Raw genomic sequence first — 17,457 nt, 5'->3', positions numbered from 1 at the left:
GATTATGAGTGTCATCACGTCAGATCGCCGCATATTGGTAGTGGGGCTCGGTAAAACCGGGCTCTCCTGCGTGCGCTATCTGTCTACTCAGGGGCGAAAGGTTGTCGTGGCTGATAGCCGCGAAGCTCCCCCGGGCATTGATGACCTGCGTGCGGGGTGGCCGGATGTTCCTGTCTATCTGGGTCCATTTGATCCTGAGCTGTTCGCTGACTTCAGCGAGTTGGTCGTCAGCCCGGGCATAAACATCGCTGAGCCGGCAATTGCTCACGCCGCTGAACAGGGGGCGCGTATCCGAGGCGACATCGATCTGTTCGCAGAGGCTGCCGATGCGCCGATAGTTGCGATTACCGGTTCCAATGGCAAGACCACGGTCACTACACTGTTCGGTGAAATGGCAAGGGCCGCCGGTCTCAAAGTTCAGGTGGGCGGAAATATCGGAACACCCGCGCTGGATTTGCTGGGGCTTGATACAGAGCTTTATGTACTCGAATTATCCAGTTTTCAGTTGGAAACAACCGGGGAATTGAATGCGCTGGCGGCTACGGTGCTGAACGTCAGTGATGACCACCTGGATCGATATCCAGACAAGATGGCTTACTTCCAGGCCAAGCAGAGAATTTTCCGTGGCTGCAAGAACGCCATTGTGAATCTGGATGATGCGCTGAGCACACCGATGGCCAGGGATAATCTTCGATTCTTGTGCTTCGGATTCAACCGTGTTAATCCGCAGACGTTCAGCACCCGGGAAGATGACCAGGGCATCTGGTTGACCTTTGGGTTCGATAACCTACTGAACGCCAGTGAGCTGAAGCTGATTGGCTGGCACAACCTCAGCAATGTTATGGCAGCGCTGGCGTTGGGTCAGGCTGCGGGGCTGCCCATGAACGTTATGCTGGATACCGCTCGTCAGTTTAGCGGTTTGCCTCACAGGTGTGAGTTCATACGCACGTTTGGTGATGTTGATTATATCAACGACTCAAAAGGCACAAATGTGGGCGCTACCGTCGCAGCTATAAAAAGCCTGGTGCCGGAAGGTGATGGGAAAATAGTGCTGATTGCCGGTGGAGAAGGCAAAGGGGCAAAGTTTTCTGACCTGGAAGCACCGATTACAGCATGCTGCCGTGCAGTGGTGTTGATCGGCCATGACGCAGACCGCATTGCTGAGGCAGTTGGTGCTGGTATCCCGGTATACCAGGCAACATCGTTGGCTGATGCTGTGAAAAAATCGTCAGAGCTTGCGTTGAAAGGCGATCGGGTGCTTTTTTCTCCTGCCTGCGCAAGCTTTGATATGTTCCGGGATTATATGGACCGTGGTGAGCAATTCGGCGCCCTGGTCAAGTCTTTGGGGGAGATACTGTGATGCAGGCAGGATTGTCCGTATCTCCCGTCAGAACCCAGTGGCTGAGTGATATTCAGCCCCTGTCAGCTCTGGTGATCAGTTCGGTTGCACTGCTGATTATTGGGGTTGTAATGATTTCGTCCGCTTCTATGGATATGGCGGTAGAAACCATGGGCAACAGTTATCACTATGTGATTCGCCAGCTCATGTTCGCGGCCATGGGCTGCGTGCTGGCGTTGGTGGCGGTCAACGTGCCTGTTGCCTGGTGGGAGCGCAGTGGCTGGTTGTTGCTGGGTATCGGCATGTTGTCTCTGGTTCTGGTGCTGACCCCTCTGGGTCGCACGGTGAACGGTTCAACCCGTTGGATTCCCTTTGGCCTGTTCAATGTGCAGGTATCGGAAATTGCAAAGCTGTGCCTGATTGCTTATCTGGCGGGATACGTTGTTCGTCGACGTGATGAGTTGTTGAACACCTGGCCTGGCTTCCTGAAGCCTCTGGTTGTTCTGGGTGTGGCTTCTGCATTGCTGGTGATTCAGCCTGATTTCGGTGCCACAGTGGTTCTGGTTACAGCGGCCGCGGGCATGATTTTCCTGAGCGGTGTGCGGCTAAGTCGGTTTATGCCCTTGATTGCAACGCTGGTCGTGCTCGGAGTGGTCTTGGTTCTGACTCAGCCCTATCGCCTGAAGCGTGTTGTCAGCTACCTCGACCCATGGAAAGACCAGTTCGATAGCGGCTACCAGCTAACTCAGTCCCTGATTGCTTTCGGTCGGGGTGAGTGGGGTGGTGTTGGCCTGGGTAACTCTATACAGAAGTTGTTTTTTCTGCCGGAAGCTCATACAGACTTTATTTTCGCGATTATTGCAGAAGAGTTCGGGTTGCTGGGTTCATTGATTGTGCTTGGGCTGTTTACGGTGCTGGTTGTCACTGGTTTTGTGATTGCCCGCCGCGCTGAGAAGGCAGAGATGCCGTTTGGTGCCTGTTTCGCTTACGGCATTACGCTACTGATCGGCCTGCAGGCAGGGATCAATATGGCGGTCAGTACCGGGTTACTGCCCACCAAGGGGCTCACCTTGCCTCTGGTCAGCTACGGCGGCTCCAGCCTTATGATCAGTTGTGTCTGTATTGGCATTCTGGCCAGGGTTGAGATGGAAAGGCTGGACAAGGAAAAACAGGCTACCGAAAAGACCGGCTCCCGTAAGCGGGGAGGGGCTAGCTATGACTGAGTCACGCCGGTTCCTGATGATGGCTGGAGGTACAGGCGGGCATGTGTTTCCTGCACTCGCCACTGCCCGGGCACTGGAGTCCAAAGGGCATGAAGTGCACTGGCTGGGCGCCAGTGGGGGAATGGAGGAGCGTTTGATTGGGGATACTGAAATTCCGCTCTCGCTGATCCATATCTCAGGGCTTAGGGGCAAAGGCAAGTTGGCTCTGGTTATGGCGCCGTTCCGGCTTATGCGGGCATTGGGAGAGGCCTTCACGATCATGCGCCGTGTTCGCCCGGATTGTGTGATTGGTATGGGCGGATTTGTAACCGGCCCTGGCGGTTTGGCTGCTTGGCTAACTCGAACGCCCCTGGTGATTCACGAGCAGAACGCCATCGCAGGCATGACTAATCGCATTCTTGTGCGGTTTGCGAAAACGGTTCTCGAAGCTTTTCCAGGGAGTTTCGGTCCGGATGTAATCACCCGGTGTACCGGAAATCCAGTGCGCGAAGATCTGGCAACTCTGCCGTCGCCAGAGCAGAGAATGTCCGGGCGCTCGATTCAGCCCGGCGAAAAGAACAAGCCGCTGCGCCTACTCGTGATCGGCGGCAGCCTCGGAGCCCAGGTGTTCAATCAGCAGCTGCCGGAAGCACTGGCAATGCTGCCCGAACAGGAACGGCCGCAGGTCAGGCATCAGTGTGGTGAAAAGAATCTTGAGGCCGCGCGTGCGTCTTATCAACAGCACGGCGTGGATGCGGCTGTGGAGTCGTTCATCAAAGACATGGCGGAGGCCTACAGCTGGGCCGATATCGTTTTGTGTCGCGCGGGTGCCCTGACGGTTTCCGAGCTTTGCGCAGCAGGTATCGGAGCAGTGTTGGTGCCGTTTCCCCATGCAGTGGATGACCACCAAACGAAAAACGGTCAGCAAATGGTGAACGCCAAGGCGGCCGTACTAATACCACAGTCACGGCTTACGCCGGCCGTGCTGGCAGAAACCCTGGGCGATATTGCCAGGGATCGTGCCCGGGTCATGGATATGGCAAAGGCTGCACGCACACTGGCTCGCCCTGACGCAACGGAGAGAGTCGTGAATTATTGTCTGGAGGCCGCTAATGGCTGATATAACCAATCCGCCACTTGTTTTTCAGGTACCGGAGATGCGCCGGATTCGCCACATTCATTTCGTGGGTATCGGTGGGGCCGGCATGAGCGGGATCGCCGAAGTGCTGAAAAACCAGGGTTACGACGTCTCAGGGTCAGATCTGAAAGAGGGTGTGGTTACCGCTCGCCTCAAGGCCATGGGAATTGAGGTTCAGATCGGTCACCGGGAAGAGAACAGCGCCAAAGCGGATGTGGTTGTGGTGTCTTCTGCGGTCGGTTCTGAAAACCCTGAAGTGGTCTCTGCTCGCAGTCGGCGGGTTCCGATTGTGCCCAGGGCTGAGATGCTCGCTGAGATCATGCGTTATCGCCATGGTATCGCCGTTGCCGGTACCCACGGAAAGACTACTACGACGAGTCTGATCGCATCGGTGTTTGGCGAAGCCGGGCTGGACCCGACCTTTGTGATCGGCGGAAAGCTGAACAGTGCAGGTACCAACGCCAAGCTGGGTGGCTCACGCTATCTGGTGGCAGAAGCGGATGAAAGTGATGCTTCGTTCCTGCACCTGACGCCGGTGATTTCTGTCGTCACCAATATTGAAGCCGATCATATGGATACCTATGACGGCGACATTGAAAAGCTCAAGCAGACGTTCGTCGATTTTCTCCATAACCTGCCGTTCTACGGCGTTGCGGTTATGTGTGTCGACGATGCCTATGTGCAAGAAATTATTCCGCGCATTTCCCGCGCGATCATTACGTATGGCATCAGCAACCCAGAAGCGGATTATCGTGCCGAGAATATCGTTACCGACGGCCTGAGAACCCACTTTGTGGTCAAGCGCCCCAGCGGGCGCAGTGATTTGACGGTAGAGCTGAAAATGCCCGGGCGCCATAACGTGCTGAATGCGCTCGCGGTCATAGCGGTTGCAACCGATGAGGGAGTTGCGGACACCGCTATTTGCCAGGGTCTGGCAGCGTTTGCCGGTGTAGGCCGGCGCTTTCAGGTCAACGGAGAATATAAAATTCCCAAGGGCGGCACGGTTACCCTTGTGGACGACTACGGTCACCATCCGACTGAGGTTGAAGCGGTTATTCGCGCAGCTCACGATGCATGGCCCGGGCGGCGCCTGGTGATGCTTTATCAGCCCCACCGGTTCACGCGAACCCGTGATCTCTACGAAGACTTTGTACGGGTTCTGTCGGAAGTAGATGGCCTACTGCTGATGGATGTGTACTCCGCTGGCGAACCGGCCATTCCGGGCGCGGACGGGCGAGCCCTGTGCCGCAGCATACGGCAGCGTGGCAAGGTGGAGCCGGTGTTTGTAGAAGATAACCGTGAAATTGAGAGCTTGCTGGGCAGTGTGCTACAGGACGGTGACCTCCTTATTACGCAAGGTGCAGGCGATATTGGCGGTGTGGCGAATCGGTTGGCAGCAGCAGGAGTATTTGCAGGTGAGTGATATGCAGCATTCCGGGATACCAGCGTATCAGGCCGAGCCAGCATTGGTTCGGTCGTTGGGACGCGTGGCTGTGTTTATGGGGGGAGACTCCGCGGAGCGTGATGTTTCTCTCAAGAGCGGCAAGGCCGTTCTTGCTGCTCTGGTATCTGCCGGCGTTGATGCGTTTGGCATTGATGTTCAGGGGTGTCTTCTGAAGACCGTCGAGAGCCCTGAGTTTGATCGGGTTTTCATAGCGTTACACGGCCGCGGTGGGGAAGACGGCATCTTGCAGGCGATTCTGTCTCAGGCTGGTATTCCCTTCACCGGCAGCGAAGTGATGGCATCTGCTTTGGCAATGGACAAGCTTCGTACCAAATATGTCTTTGCGGGTTGTGGTCTGCCGACACCAAAGTTCAGAACCATGTCGGCTGCCGATGAGGCTGAACAGATTGTTCGTGAGTTGCGCACACCATTGAGTGTAAAGCCATCTCGCGAAGGCTCCAGTATCGGTATTCGTAAGGTAAATAACGTCGCAGAACTGGCTGAAGCATACGAGCAAGCTGCTGCACTGGATAACTCGGTTCTGGTAGAGGAGTGGATTGAAGGTCCGGAATTCACCGTCAGCTTGCTGCAGGATAGCGCGCTTCCAGCGATAGGGCTGAGCACGGACCATGTGTTCTACGACTATGACGCGAAATACCTGGCAGATGACACCCGCTACAGAATTCCCTGTGGTTTAGCGCCCCAGGATGAAGTGCGATTACAGAAACTTGCGCTTGAGGCTTTTCGCGTCGTCGGCTGCCGCACCTGGGGCCGAGTAGACATCATGCAGGATAGGGACGGCGAATTCTGGTTGCTGGAAGTAAATACGGTGCCGGGTATGACCGACCATAGCCTGGTACCTATGTCGGCAAGAGCTGCCGGTATCAGCTTTGAAGAGCTTGTTGTGAGGATTCTTTGCGACACGCTGGAGACTGCCGATGCTTGAAACACTACTCATCCGGAGCCGGGCGGTACCGTCCGACCCTCCCCGGCGCAGGGGGGCAACCTCCCTCGGGCCGGAGAAGGACCGGTTTGGAGTGTTGAAGGCAGTCTTGGCTGCCGTGCCCTGGCTGCAGGCCGGTATGGGTATCGCGGTACTGCTGTTGGCGGGCTTGGTGCCCTGGGCAACGGGTAAGGTTCTGGGTGCCATGGATCAGCAGGTTATGGCCATTGATGTAAACGGTGAATTTGTGGGCGACAGCCGCGTTGCCATTGAACGCCAAGCCGGGAACTGGATCGGTAAGAGCTATTTTTCGACGGATCTTTCGGAAATCAAGGCTGATCTGGAGAAGCGGCCATGGATAGAGACTGTAGCGGTGCGCCGGGTTTGGCCGGATCGCCTGGAGATTAATATCCGGGAGAAAAAGCCCCTGGCGTACTGGAACGACGGTCGCCTGGTGAGCCGCACAGGAGAGCTTTTTATGCCACCCAACCCCGAAGTGGCCGGGCGCTTGCCGCAGCTTTCGGGGCCGGATGAGCGGGTGCGGGATGTGATCAGCATGGCCCGTACCATGAGTGACAAGCTTGTGGGGCACGGGCTGGGTTTTTCCGGGCTCTCACTGGAGCGACGAGGTGCCTGGACCCTACGTCTCTCGAATGGAATTGAAGTGGTACTCGGGCGGGACCAGGTTGCGAAGCGCTTTGAACGTTTTATCACTGTGTATGAAAACCGGCTTATATCGCGGTCGGACGAAGTTAGCCGGGTAGATGCCCGCTATACCAACGGTGTAGCGGTTCAGTGGAAGCCAGCTCTGGCTGCTTCCGGCCCGAAAACATAGAAACAGTAAATTCAGACCTACGGTTTGGTGGAACACATGTCATCGGTTGAAACGGAAAACATGATTGTCGGCCTCGATATCGGAACCTCGAAGGTGGTTGCGATAGTCGGCAAACGCAAGATGGACGGAACCATTGAAGTGGTGGGTATTGGCTCCCATCCGTCAAGGGGACTGAAGCGGGGCGTGGTGGTCAATATCGAAACTACGGTTCAGGCGATCCAGCGGGCGGTTGAAGAAGCTGAGCTGATGGCGGGTTGTCGAATCCACTCAGTGTATGCAGGGATTGCAGGCAGCCACATAAAAAGCCTCAACTCCCACGGCATTGTGGCGATTCGCGACCGTGAAGTAACGCAGGCGGATATTGACCGGGTCATCGATGCAGCCCAGGCCGTGGCTATTCCTGCGGATCAGAAAGTCCTGCACATTCTGCCGCAGGAGTTTGTGATCGATAACCAGGAAGGCATCAAGGAGCCTATGGGCATGTCCGGTGTGCGCCTCGAAGCGAAGGTGCACCTGGTGACATGCGCCGTTAACGCAGCGCAAAACATTGAAAAATGCATTCGCCGCTGCGGTCTTGAGGCTGATGACATCATTCTGGAGCAGTTGGCTTCCAGCCACGCAATCCTCACAGAGGACGAGAAGGAACTGGGGGTCTGCGTGGTGGATGTGGGAGGTGGTACTACGGATATTGCTGTGTTCACCGGCGGTGCCATCCGTCACACGGCCGTTATTCCTATCGCCGGCGACCAGGTTACCAATGACATAGCCATGGCATTGCGAACGCCCACGCAGAACGCCGAAGAGATAAAGATCAAATACGCCTGTGCCTTGACGCAGTTGGCGGGAGCTGATGAGACCATCAAGGTGCCGAGTGTTGGCGACCGGGCGCCCCGTGATCTGTCGAGACAGGCGCTGGCGGAAGTTGTTGAACCTCGATACGAGGAGCTGTTTACCCTCGTGCAATCGGAGCTGCGCCGTTCAGGTTTTGAGGATCTGGTTCCGGCGGGCATCGTGATTACCGGGGGCGCCTCCACCATGGAGGGTGTGGTGGAGTTGGCTGAAGAAATCTTCCATATGCCGGTGCGGCTAGCTTGTCCGCATGCAGTTTCCGGTATGACAGAAGTTGTTAATAACCCCGTTTACGCCACGGGCGTGGGGTTGTTGATTCACGGTTTCCGGCAGATGGATCTTGGCCGGGCACCGGTGCTCAAGGGCGAGGATGCACCCTCGCTGTTTGAGCGCATGAAGGCCTGGTTTACCGGTCATTTCTGACGGTTCCGGGCAGGCAGTAAACGAAGGTATCTCGAAAATACAAACTCGAATAAACAGCCTGGAACAAGGCTGAAACAGCACGAAGGAGAAGGGGAATGTTTGAACTTGTCGATAATGTCCAACAAAACGCTGTCATCAAGGTAGTGGGTGTTGGCGGCGGCGGCGGTAACGCTGTGCGCCACATGCTTAACAGTGACATCGAAGGTGTGGAGTTCATCTGCGCCAACACAGATGCTCAGGCATTGGCTGATATGGATGCCCGTCAGATCATTCAGCTGGGCGGAAATATCACGAAAGGACTGGGTGCCGGAGCCAACCCTGAGATAGGCCGCCAGGCTGCTCTCGAGGACCGTGACCGCATTGCTGAATCCATTAAAGGCGCGGACATGGTGTTCATCACCGCTGGTATGGGTGGCGGAACGGGCACTGGTGCTGCGCCGGTGGTTGCGGAGGTTGCTCGGGAAATGGGCATACTGACCGTTGCCGTAGTGACCAAGCCCTTCAACTTTGAAGGTGGCAAACGAATGAGTCTGGCTGATCAGGGGCTCAAGGAACTGGAAGAAAGCGTTGACTCGCTGATCACCATTCCAAATGAAAAGCTACTTGCAGTGCTGGGTAAAAAGACCAGCCTGCTGGACGCTTTCGCCGCAGCTAATGATGTTCTGTTGGGAGCGGTTCAGGGCATTGCGGATCTGATTACCCGGAACGGCATGATCAACGTCGATTTCGCCGACGTTAAAACGGTTATGTCCGAAATGGGCATGGCGATGATGGGTACAGCCCGTGCTTCCGGTGAGAATCGCGCGCAGGAAGCTGCAGAGGCCGCTATTCGCAGCCCGCTGCTGGAAGATGTCAACCTGCAGGGCGCCAAAGGTATTCTGGTCAACATCACCGCAGGTATGGATCTGAACCTTGGCGAGTTCTCCGAGGTTGGCGACATTGTGCGTGAATTTGCGTCAGACACTGCCACAGTGGTCGTCGGCACCGTTATTGATCCGGAAATGACTGATGAGCTGAAGGTAACCGTTGTTGCAACAGGGCTTGGTGGCGATCGTGAAAAGCCGACCAAGGTTGTTGATAACACGCGAACTCTGGACGGTAAAACGGACTACAACCAGCTGGACCGCCCTGCAATCCTGCGTCGCCGTGCGGTATCACACGGAAACGTTGCGGTAGATCAGAGCAAAGAAAGCGAAGAGCAGGGAGTCGACTATCTCGATATTCCCGCATTCCTTCGGAGGCAGGCTGACTGATAATCTGTTGCAATTGATGTCCGGTGCAGGTTCATATCTGAAGAGATAGACCATAATTCCGGACAATGAAGCGCTGATGACCAATAGCCGGTGTTGCTTATTTTTTAGGCAATTTCAGGTTGGGCAAATGGTACTCAGACGTATTCTTTGATATTCTGCGCCCAGATTTTTGCTTTGAATATCGCCATTTTTTACGGAATAACGAACCGATGATCAGACAACGGACACTTAAAAACACGATCCGTGCTACCGGGATTGGCTTGCACTCAGGGGAAAAGGTTTACCTTACCCTGAAGCCAGCTCCGGTAGATTCGGGAATCATTTTCCGGCGCACGGATCTCGACCCGGTAGTCGAAATTCTTGCTTGTGCTGAAAATGTGGGTGAGACCATGCTGTCCACGACGCTGGTAAAAGACGGTGTCCGTGTGGCGACAATCGAGCATTTGCTCTCCGCTATGGCTGGTCTCGGTATCGATAACTGCTATGTTGAACTGAGCGCTTCAGAAGTACCGATTATGGACGGCTCTGCCGGTCCATTCGTGTTTCTGCTGCAGTCCGCCGGTATTGCTGAGCAGGAAGCTGCAAAGCGATTCATTCGTATCAAGCGGGAAGTGACCATCGAAGAGGGCGATAAGAAGGCAACCTTCCTGCCGTTCGAAGGCTTCAAGGTGAGTTTCGGCATCGACTTTGATCACCCTGTGTTCAAAGGTCGTGCCCAGACAGCGACCGTTGATTTTTCAAGTACGTCTTTCGTGAAGGAAGTCAGTCGCGCCAGGACTTTCGGGTTCATGCGCGATATTGAAAAGCTGCGGGCGATGAACCTGGCCCTGGGTGGCAGTGTCGACAACGCCATAGTGGTAGATGACTACAAGATCCTGAACGAGGATGGTCTGCGCTATGACGACGAGTTCGTGAAGCACAAAGTACTGGATGCAATCGGAGACCTTTACCTGCTGGGCAATAGCCTGATCGGTGAGTTCCGCGGTATCAAGTCTGGTCACGACCTGAACAATAAGCTGTTGCGTAAACTCAGGGCGGAAGAGGACTCATGGGAAGTGGTTACCTTCGATAACGAAGAAACTGCACCTATCTCTTACATGAAGCCTGTGTTGGCGGTGCCGGCTTAAGGCTGGATGCCTTAATCCCGGACATGGCTTGCGAGTTTTTCGAGAACCTCGCGTAGTTTTTTATCCTTCGTGTGCCCGGCTTCCTCTTTGAGGAGTCGGGCATTTTCTTTACTTAAAGGTATTTTTTTTGCTGGCGGCCTGTCATGAAATCTTGGGGGCGCAACTTTCACCTTGAGCTTCCATACGAACCGGAAGAGCTCGTTTTCCCGCAATTTTTCCATGATCTCGTGTTGCCGAAAGCGAATCTGACTGGCCTTTCCCGCGTTCTCCGCTGAGAGAGTCAGCTCCCCTTCCTGACAACAGACGAACCGGGTACCCGCTACCAGCGTTGGTGGCAAGGCTGCCATGACCTCTTCTTCCGCCATGCGATGTGTGTTGGCTTTGGCGACCAGTTCTCTCAGAACCGGGGTTTTTCCAAGGTTGTCAAAGGTCATTTTTTGATCATTTTTTCGGTTCATAAGGTGCTTTCTTCTCGACGGCCGCGATAACGATTGGTTACACTTCTGCACGTTTTACGCGTGGTGCCTCCAGTGCTCTTGTTTTACCTTGTTGTAAATGAGTATGTCTACCGGGCGCTGCGATTTATCAGTACGTAGTTGTTGCTAAGGAGGGCAGACCCACTCGGAACATTTCGAGCTGCAGCACTACAGGACAGGATTGCAGCTCATTGATGAAACCAGAAGACAATATGAACATCATTCTCGTTGGCAAACGCCACGGAGCATCTCGTGTGTTTGCCCTTAACGGCACAGTCGCTCTTGTTCTGGCATTTTTCGTAGCTGCCTTGCTGGTTGCGACGGCCTGGGGTGGGTACACCATCGCAATGAACCAGGCGGAAGCAAGAGAGCCATCAAGCTCTGAACTTGTAGCCGAATGGCAAAGCAGGCTGGGTGAGCAGAAAGCTGAACTGGCGGGGTTGCAGCAAAATGTGCAGGATCAGGTAGACGCGTTGACCCTGCGCCTTGGCGAGATTCAGGGCAGATTACTGCGCCTCGATGCACTGGGTCAGCGATTTGTGGAATCTGGCTTGGTAGCCAGCGATGAATTTGATTTTAATCAGCCAGCGGCTGTAGGTGGCCCTGAAGACGCCCTTTCTGCGGATTCCTTCACGGCACCGGAACTGACCCGGATGATTGATGAGTTGGAGCGCAAGATGCTGGATCGTGAGCAGCAACTTCGGTTGCTGGATCAGGTTTCATCGCGCCAGAAACTTGAAGACGAATTGTACCTGGAAGGTCGTCCCATTACCTGGGGCTGGTTATCTTCACGTTATGGCTATCGCTCAGATCCTTTCACTGGAAAGCGTACCTGGCATGCCGGCGTCGACCTTGCAGGTAAGGACGGTAGTGATATTATCTCTGTAGCTGGTGGCGTTGTATCATACGCAGGTGAGCGCTCCGGTTATGGTAATCTGGTTGAAGTCGACCATGGCGATGGCCTGGTTACCCGCTATGCGCACAGCAAAACGATCAAGGTTAAAGTAGGGGATGTGATCCAGAAGGGGCAGGTGCTGGCGCTGATGGGGAGCACGGGTCGCTCCACTGGGCCTCATGTTCACTTTGAAGTCATTCGCAATGGAAAAAGCGAGAACCCGGAAACCTATATCAAGAGAGCCAGTCGCTAGAACCTCAGGCGCTGCCTGACGTTAACCTTGTTCCCGCCAGTTTCGTCAGGTTTGTCAGCTCCCGGTATTTGGCACAGGATAGTCACGGAACTCAGGCTATGTGAGCCCTGCCTTTTGTACTGTTACAAAATAAGGTTAGAATGCCGGCTTCCTCCGTTTAATCAAAGAAGTAGTGGTCTATGTTCTCAAAGTTTGCAACCAAGATGTTCGGCAGTAAAAATGCCCGAGAAATCAAGAGAATGCGTAAGCTTGCCTTGCGTGTTAATGAGCTTGAAGAGCAGTTTGGCAATCTGGCGGACTCCGAGTTGCAGGGCAAAACGGCGGAATTCCGTCGCCGGCTTGATGAAGGTGAAAGTCTGGATGCATTGCTGCCCGAAGCGTTTGCGACCGTTCGTGAAGCGGGGCGGCGTGTCATGGGCATGCGCCACTACGATGTACAGTTAGTCGGTGGCATAACCCTGCATGAGGGTCGGATTGCGGAGATGAAGACCGGTGAAGGTAAAACGCTGGTCGCGACTGCTGCTGTTTATCTCAATGCCTTGCCGGGCAAAGGGGTACACGTTGTAACTGTGAATGATTACCTGGCCAGCCGTGATTCCGAGTGGATGGGCAAGCTGTACCGCTTTCTCGGTATGCAGGTAGGTGTAGTAGTCGCCGGTCAGGCTCCGGAGGAAAAGCGAGCTGCTTATCAGGCCGATATTACCTACGGCACGAACAATGAATTTGGTTTTGATTATCTGCGTGACAACATGGCGTTCAGCGCCGATGACAAGGTACAGCGCGGTCTCCATTATGCGATTGTGGACGAAGTTGACTCGATCCTCATCGACGAGGCCCGTACTCCGCTTATTATCTCTGGTGCCGCTGAAGACAGCTCGAAAGCGTATATTGCTATTAATGAATTGATCCCCAGTCTGCAAAAAGGCGAAGTCAGTGAGGAGGGCGAACCCTCCGGCGACTTCACCATCGATGAAAAGTCACGTCAGGTTGAATTGACCGAGGCGGGGCATGAACGGGTTGAAGAGCTGCTGCTGAGTCGCCAACTTCTGCAGGAAGGTGAGAGCCTGTATTCCGCGGCCAATCTGAGCCTGCTGCACCATGTGCATTCAGCACTGCGTGCCCACCATCTGTTTCAGAAAGATGTGGATTACATTGTTCAGGGTGGCCAGGTTGTCATTGTTGATGAGCATACAGGCCGCACCATGCCAGGCCGTCGCTGGAGCGAAGGCCTGCATCAGGCGATGGAAGCCAAAGAAGGTCTGAAGATTCAGGCTGAGAGTCAGACTCTGGCTTCAACAACCTTCCAGAATTATTTCCGGTTGTATGACAAGCTTGCCGGTATGACCGGTACGGCTGATACCGAAGCTTTCGAGTTTCGTCAGATCTACGCACTGGATGTTGTGGTCATTCCACCGAACAAAGCCATCCAGCGGATTGATTACAACGATCTCGTATACCTGACTCAGGATGAAAAGTTCCACGCCATCATCGATGAGATCAAGGATGTGACCGGTGAGGGTCGGCCAATTCTTGTGGGCACCGCCTCCATCGAGGCATCGGAGCTACTCTCGATGCTGCTGAAAAAAGCGCGTATAGAGCATAAGATCCTTAACGCCAAACAGCACGAATCAGAAGCTCAGATTATTGCCCAAGCCGGGCGTCCGGGTGCCGTTACTATTGCCACCAACATGGCCGGCCGGGGCACGGACATTGTGCTGGGCGGCAACTGGGAGCACGAAGTCGCCGGGCTGGACAACCCGTCAGAGGAGGAGGTTGCGCGCCTCAAAGCTGAATGGACAGAACGTCATAATCAGGTTCTGGAAGCCGGTGGCCTGCATATTGTGGGTACCGAGCGCCACGAATCCCGCCGTATAGACAACCAGTTGCGTGGTCGTGCCGGCCGTCAGGGCGACCCGGGTTCTTCACGCTTCTTCCTGTCTCTGGAAGACAACCTGATGCGCATCTTTGCGCCGGATCGTGTCAAGAGCCTGATGCAGGCGATGGGTATGAAGAAGGGCGAGGCCATTGAACACCGCATGGTCACGAATGCCATTGAAAAATCCCAGCGTAAGGTTGAGGGTCGCAACTTCGACATGCGTAAAACGCTGCTCGAGTACGATGACGTCGCTAACGATCAGCGTACTGTGATTTATGACCAGCGTAACGAGGTTATGGCGTCAGAGGATGTCTCCGAGATGGTTAACACCATCCGTGAAGACGTTGTTGATGCATTGATCAGCGAACACATCCCGCCCCAGAGCATGCCTGAGCAGTGGGATGTGGCAGGGCTGGAGACTCAGTTGCAGTCGGAAATGGCTGTTGACCTGCCAATCCAGGCCTGGCTGGAAGAAGACAAAAAGCTTTTCGAAGACAGTCTGCGCCAGAAAATTCTGGATGAGATTGTGGCAGCCTATCGAGCCAAGGAAGAAGTGGCCGGCGCAGAGTCCATGCGTAAATTCGAAAAGCAGGTGTTCCTGCAGGTTCTGGATACGCTATGGAAAGAACATCTTTCGAATATGGATCACCTGCGCCGTGGTATTCACCTGCGCGGCTATGCCCAGAAAAACCCCAAGCAGGAGTACAAGCGCGAAGCATTTAACATGTTTGAGGGCCTGCTTGAGAATATGAAGCGTGATGTAACTCGCGTGCTTTGCCATGTCAGGGTTCAAAGCCGTGAGGAAATGGAAGAGGTCGAGCGTCGCCGTAAAGAAGCCCTTGAGCTTGAGCTTGCCAAGGCGCGCTTGCGCCATGACGAGACCAGCGCGACCGCGCAGAGTCAGGCTGAGCAAGGCGATAGCGGTGGTGAGGGTTCCCGGCAGACTACGCCTGACACCTTCGTGCGACAGGAGCGCAAGGTGGGCCGTAACGAGCCTTGCCCATGCGGATCTGGCAAAAAGTACAAACAGTGTTGTGGAAAGGTGAACTGACCAACCCTCACTGGAAAAGCTAAAGTAAGGAGCCCGCAATCGACCAGTTGACTGGAAGACTGCGGGTTTTTCGTTTTCAGGCATATTCAATTCAGAAGGAGTGGCAAAGATGGCGGTTGGACCAGGAACCTTACCCGAGTTCTTTCCGGTAGCAGGTGTCAGGCTGGGTATTGCCAGCGCAGGTATCAAAAAGCCCGGGCGTAAAGATGTGGTGGTGTTTGAGTTGGCACCAGGCAGCCGGGTAGCGGGATTGTTTACGACCAACCAGTTCTGTGCCGCTCCGGTTACTATCAGTCGCAGACATTTAGCGGAAAAGGCTCCACGCTATCTGTTGATCAATACCGGGAACGCTAATGCAGGAACCGGTGAGCGAGGAATGCAAGACGCACTGGCTTGCTGCGAGGCCTTAGCGCAGCAAGCAGGTGTTAGCGCTTCTGAGGTCTTGCCATTCTCAACAGGGGTGATTGGTGAACCTTTGCCGGTTCAGAAGATCCTGGGCGCGCTGCCAGATGCGCTTGCGAGCGCTGGTGATAATCGCTGGGTGGAAGCTGCCAGCGGTATAATGACGACCGACACGCGCCCCAAGGGCGCATCCGCGCAGGTTGTTCTGGGCGGGCACACTGTCACCATCTCTGGTGTCAGTAAGGGTGCGGGCATGATTCGCCCCAACATGGCTACTATGCTGGGTTTCATTGCCACAGACGCCCTTATTGCGCCAGACGCGTTGCAGGTGCTGGCATCAGAACTCGGAGAGCAGTCGTTTAACCGCATCACAATTGATGGTGATACCTCAACTAATGACGCCTGCATGCTGATAGCCAGCGGCCAGTACGGCGGGCCGGAAATTACTCTGGACAGCGAGCATTTGCCGGCGCTGCGGGATGCGTTGAAGAACGTTTATATGAATCTCGCCCACGCTATCGTGCGCGACGGTGAAGGCGCAACCAAGTTCGTTACCATTCGCGTCAGCGGCGCAGCTGCCCGGCAAGAGGCTTTGGATGTGGCCTATACGGTCGCCCATTCCCCTCTGGTAAAAACGGCGCTGTTTGCATCTGATCCTAATTGGGGGCGGATTCTGGCGGCGGTCGGTCGAGCCGGCGTTGCGGATCTGGACGTCAGTGCGCTCGAAATCTATCTCGGAGAGGTTTGTCTTGTCAGGAATGGTGGCCGCGCCGAGGATTATTCCGAGGAGCGGGGGCAGGCGGTCATGGATCAGGAAGAGATCACTATTGCTATTGACCTGAAACGGGGTGATATCAGCGAGACGGTCTGGACCTGCGACTTCTCCCACGACTACGTCACAATTAACGCGGACTACCGCAGTTAACTATGGCTGGTACAGGAGCCCACGTCCGAGAGGTACATGTAGCAGTCGGAGTTATTGTCCGGGAAGGGCGTGTGCTCATTGCCCGCCGGCCAGATCATGTGCATCAGGGAGGTTTGCTGGAATTTCCCGGCGGCAAGGTTGAGCCAGAAGAATCCGTGCAGGACGCTCTGGTGCGTGAGATCGCTGAGGAAACCGGGTTACAGATAGCGGCCGATTGCCTTCAGCCCGTTATTGGCATTCGCCACGATTATGGTGACAAACGGGTATTTCTGGATGTCTGGAGAACCGATCAGGCGCGTGGCAAGGCTCATGGCCGTGAGGGGCAGACCATAGACTGGATGTGCCCTGAACAACTGCGCGACGAAGACTTTCCAGCGGCCAACCGACCCATTATTCGCGCTCTGAGGCTTCCTTTCCTGCTTGCTATAACAGGAGATATTCAGGCCGGAGATGCTGGCGTCCGGCAGCTAAGCAATGCGCTTTCTAAATTGCCGGCCGTGTTGCCAGCTAGTGATCGTGCAAGCCTTGTACTGTTGCGCGCTCCGGGTATGGCTGCAGAGGAATACTGTAGCCTGGCCGAGTCTGCATCAGACCTTTGCGAGACGGTCGGTGTTGGTCTTCTGGTCCACGGGTCGGTCTCAGTGTTTGATGAGAATCCGGACGCAGCTGGGCTTCACCTGCCCTGGCGAGAAGCAGAAAAGCTTGATGCGAGGCCCGTACCGAGCGGCGTCTGGCTTGGGGTTTCCTGCCACGATGCTCACGAAATCGACCATGCCGTTGTCATTGGTGCGGATTATGTGACGCTGGGACCGGTAAAACAGACGACAACACACCCGGATACACCAGCCATGGGCTGGATGGAGTTCCGTGAACTGGTTTCTCGTGCAACGATTCCGGTTTTTGCTCTGGGCGGTCTTGAACCTGCAGATCTTGATCAGGTAAAGCAGTCCGGAGGACAGGGGGTTGCCGGGATAGGTTACTGGTGGCCAGCAAGTTGCGCATGATCAGCCGCGCTGACGGGTATAT

14 protein-coding genes are annotated in these 17,457 nt (G+C 55.0%); 13 read left to right on the top strand and 1 reads right to left on the bottom strand.

Annotation, left to right across the window (positions count from 1 at the left end):
* The first annotated feature begins 4 nt into the window (after positions 1–4).
* The 9 genes from murD to lpxC all read left to right on the top strand — a co-directional run bounded on the left by murD (position 5) and on the right by lpxC (position 10,553).
* Positions 5–1,360 (top strand): UDP-N-acetylmuramoyl-L-alanine--D-glutamate ligase, encoded by a 1,356-nt coding sequence (gene murD, locus Q4501_RS03755; protein WP_303594264.1) that lies wholly within the window; start codon positions 5–7, stop codon positions 1,358–1,360.
* The gene (ftsW, locus tag Q4501_RS03750) at positions 1,360–2,562 is read left to right on the top strand and encodes a putative lipid II flippase FtsW (protein ID WP_303594263.1); all 1,203 of its coding nucleotides are present in this window, start codon (positions 1,360–1,362) and stop codon (positions 2,560–2,562) included. Before murD ends, ftsW begins: the two co-directional genes overlap by 1 nt.
* Entirely contained in the window at positions 2,555–3,661 is a 1,107-nt protein-coding gene (gene murG / locus Q4501_RS03745; protein WP_303594261.1) for an undecaprenyldiphospho-muramoylpentapeptide beta-N-acetylglucosaminyltransferase, read from the top strand. Before ftsW ends, murG begins: the two co-directional genes overlap by 8 nt.
* Complete coding sequence (gene murC / locus Q4501_RS03740) at positions 3,654–5,102, top strand: UDP-N-acetylmuramate--L-alanine ligase (RefSeq protein WP_303594259.1); 1,449 nt, start codon at positions 3,654–3,656, stop codon at positions 5,100–5,102. Before murG ends, murC begins: the two co-directional genes overlap by 8 nt.
* Before the next feature lies 1 nt (position 5,103).
* The gene (locus Q4501_RS03735; RefSeq protein ID WP_303594362.1) at positions 5,104–6,069 is read left to right on the top strand and encodes a D-alanine--D-alanine ligase; all 966 of its coding nucleotides are present in this window, start codon (positions 5,104–5,106) and stop codon (positions 6,067–6,069) included.
* Entirely contained in the window at positions 6,062–6,901 is an 840-nt protein-coding gene (locus Q4501_RS03730) for a cell division protein FtsQ/DivIB (RefSeq protein ID WP_303594257.1), read from the top strand. The genes Q4501_RS03735 and Q4501_RS03730 overlap by 8 nt, the downstream gene beginning before the upstream one ends.
* A 36-nt stretch (positions 6,902–6,937) precedes the next feature.
* The gene (ftsA, locus tag Q4501_RS03725; RefSeq protein WP_303594255.1) at positions 6,938–8,173 is read left to right on the top strand and encodes a cell division protein FtsA; all 1,236 of its coding nucleotides are present in this window, start codon (positions 6,938–6,940) and stop codon (positions 8,171–8,173) included.
* Positions 8,174–8,268: 95 nt separating this feature from the next.
* Positions 8,269–9,426: a cell division protein FtsZ gene (gene ftsZ / locus Q4501_RS03720; RefSeq protein WP_303594254.1), complete on the top strand. Its 1,158-nt coding sequence runs from the start codon at positions 8,269–8,271 to the stop codon at positions 9,424–9,426.
* 209 nt (positions 9,427–9,635) lie between these two features.
* Entirely contained in the window at positions 9,636–10,553 is a 918-nt protein-coding gene (lpxC, locus tag Q4501_RS03715) for a UDP-3-O-acyl-N-acetylglucosamine deacetylase (RefSeq protein WP_303594253.1), read from the top strand.
* 11 nt (positions 10,554–10,564) lie between these two features.
* Here lpxC and Q4501_RS03710 read toward each other — a convergent pair whose 3' ends face one another.
* A complete protein-coding gene (locus tag Q4501_RS03710; protein WP_303594251.1) occupies positions 10,565–11,011 on the bottom strand; it encodes a DciA family protein in 447 nt (148 codons plus the stop codon).
* 212 nt (positions 11,012–11,223) lie between these two features.
* Here Q4501_RS03710 and Q4501_RS03705 point away from each other — a divergent pair, with 212 nt between their 5' ends.
* The 4 genes from Q4501_RS03705 to Q4501_RS03690 all read left to right on the top strand — a co-directional run bounded on the left by Q4501_RS03705 (position 11,224) and on the right by Q4501_RS03690 (position 17,435).
* A complete protein-coding gene (locus Q4501_RS03705) occupies positions 11,224–12,177 on the top strand; it encodes a M23 family metallopeptidase (protein ID WP_303594250.1) in 954 nt (317 codons plus the stop codon).
* 179 nt (positions 12,178–12,356) lie between these two features.
* On the top strand, positions 12,357–15,104 hold the full coding sequence (gene secA / locus Q4501_RS03700) for a preprotein translocase subunit SecA (RefSeq protein WP_303594248.1): 2,748 nt from the start codon (positions 12,357–12,359) through the stop codon (positions 15,102–15,104).
* A gap of 109 nt (positions 15,105–15,213) precedes the next feature.
* Complete coding sequence (gene argJ, locus Q4501_RS03695) at positions 15,214–16,431, top strand: bifunctional glutamate N-acetyltransferase/amino-acid acetyltransferase ArgJ (protein WP_303594247.1); 1,218 nt, start codon at positions 15,214–15,216, stop codon at positions 16,429–16,431.
* 2 nt (positions 16,432–16,433) lie between these two features.
* Positions 16,434–17,435 (top strand): Nudix family hydrolase, encoded by a 1,002-nt coding sequence (locus tag Q4501_RS03690; protein WP_303594245.1) that lies wholly within the window; start codon positions 16,434–16,436, stop codon positions 17,433–17,435.
* The last annotated feature ends 22 nt before the right edge of the window (positions 17,436–17,457 follow it).

The sequence above is a fragment of the Marinobacter sp. 2_MG-2023 genome (genome assembly GCF_030546935.1).
Lineage (GTDB): Bacteria > Pseudomonadota > Gammaproteobacteria > Pseudomonadales > Oleiphilaceae > Marinobacter.
The sequence above is the reverse complement of the archived record's forward strand: the minus strand, read 5'-3'. Positions and strand labels throughout refer to the sequence as shown.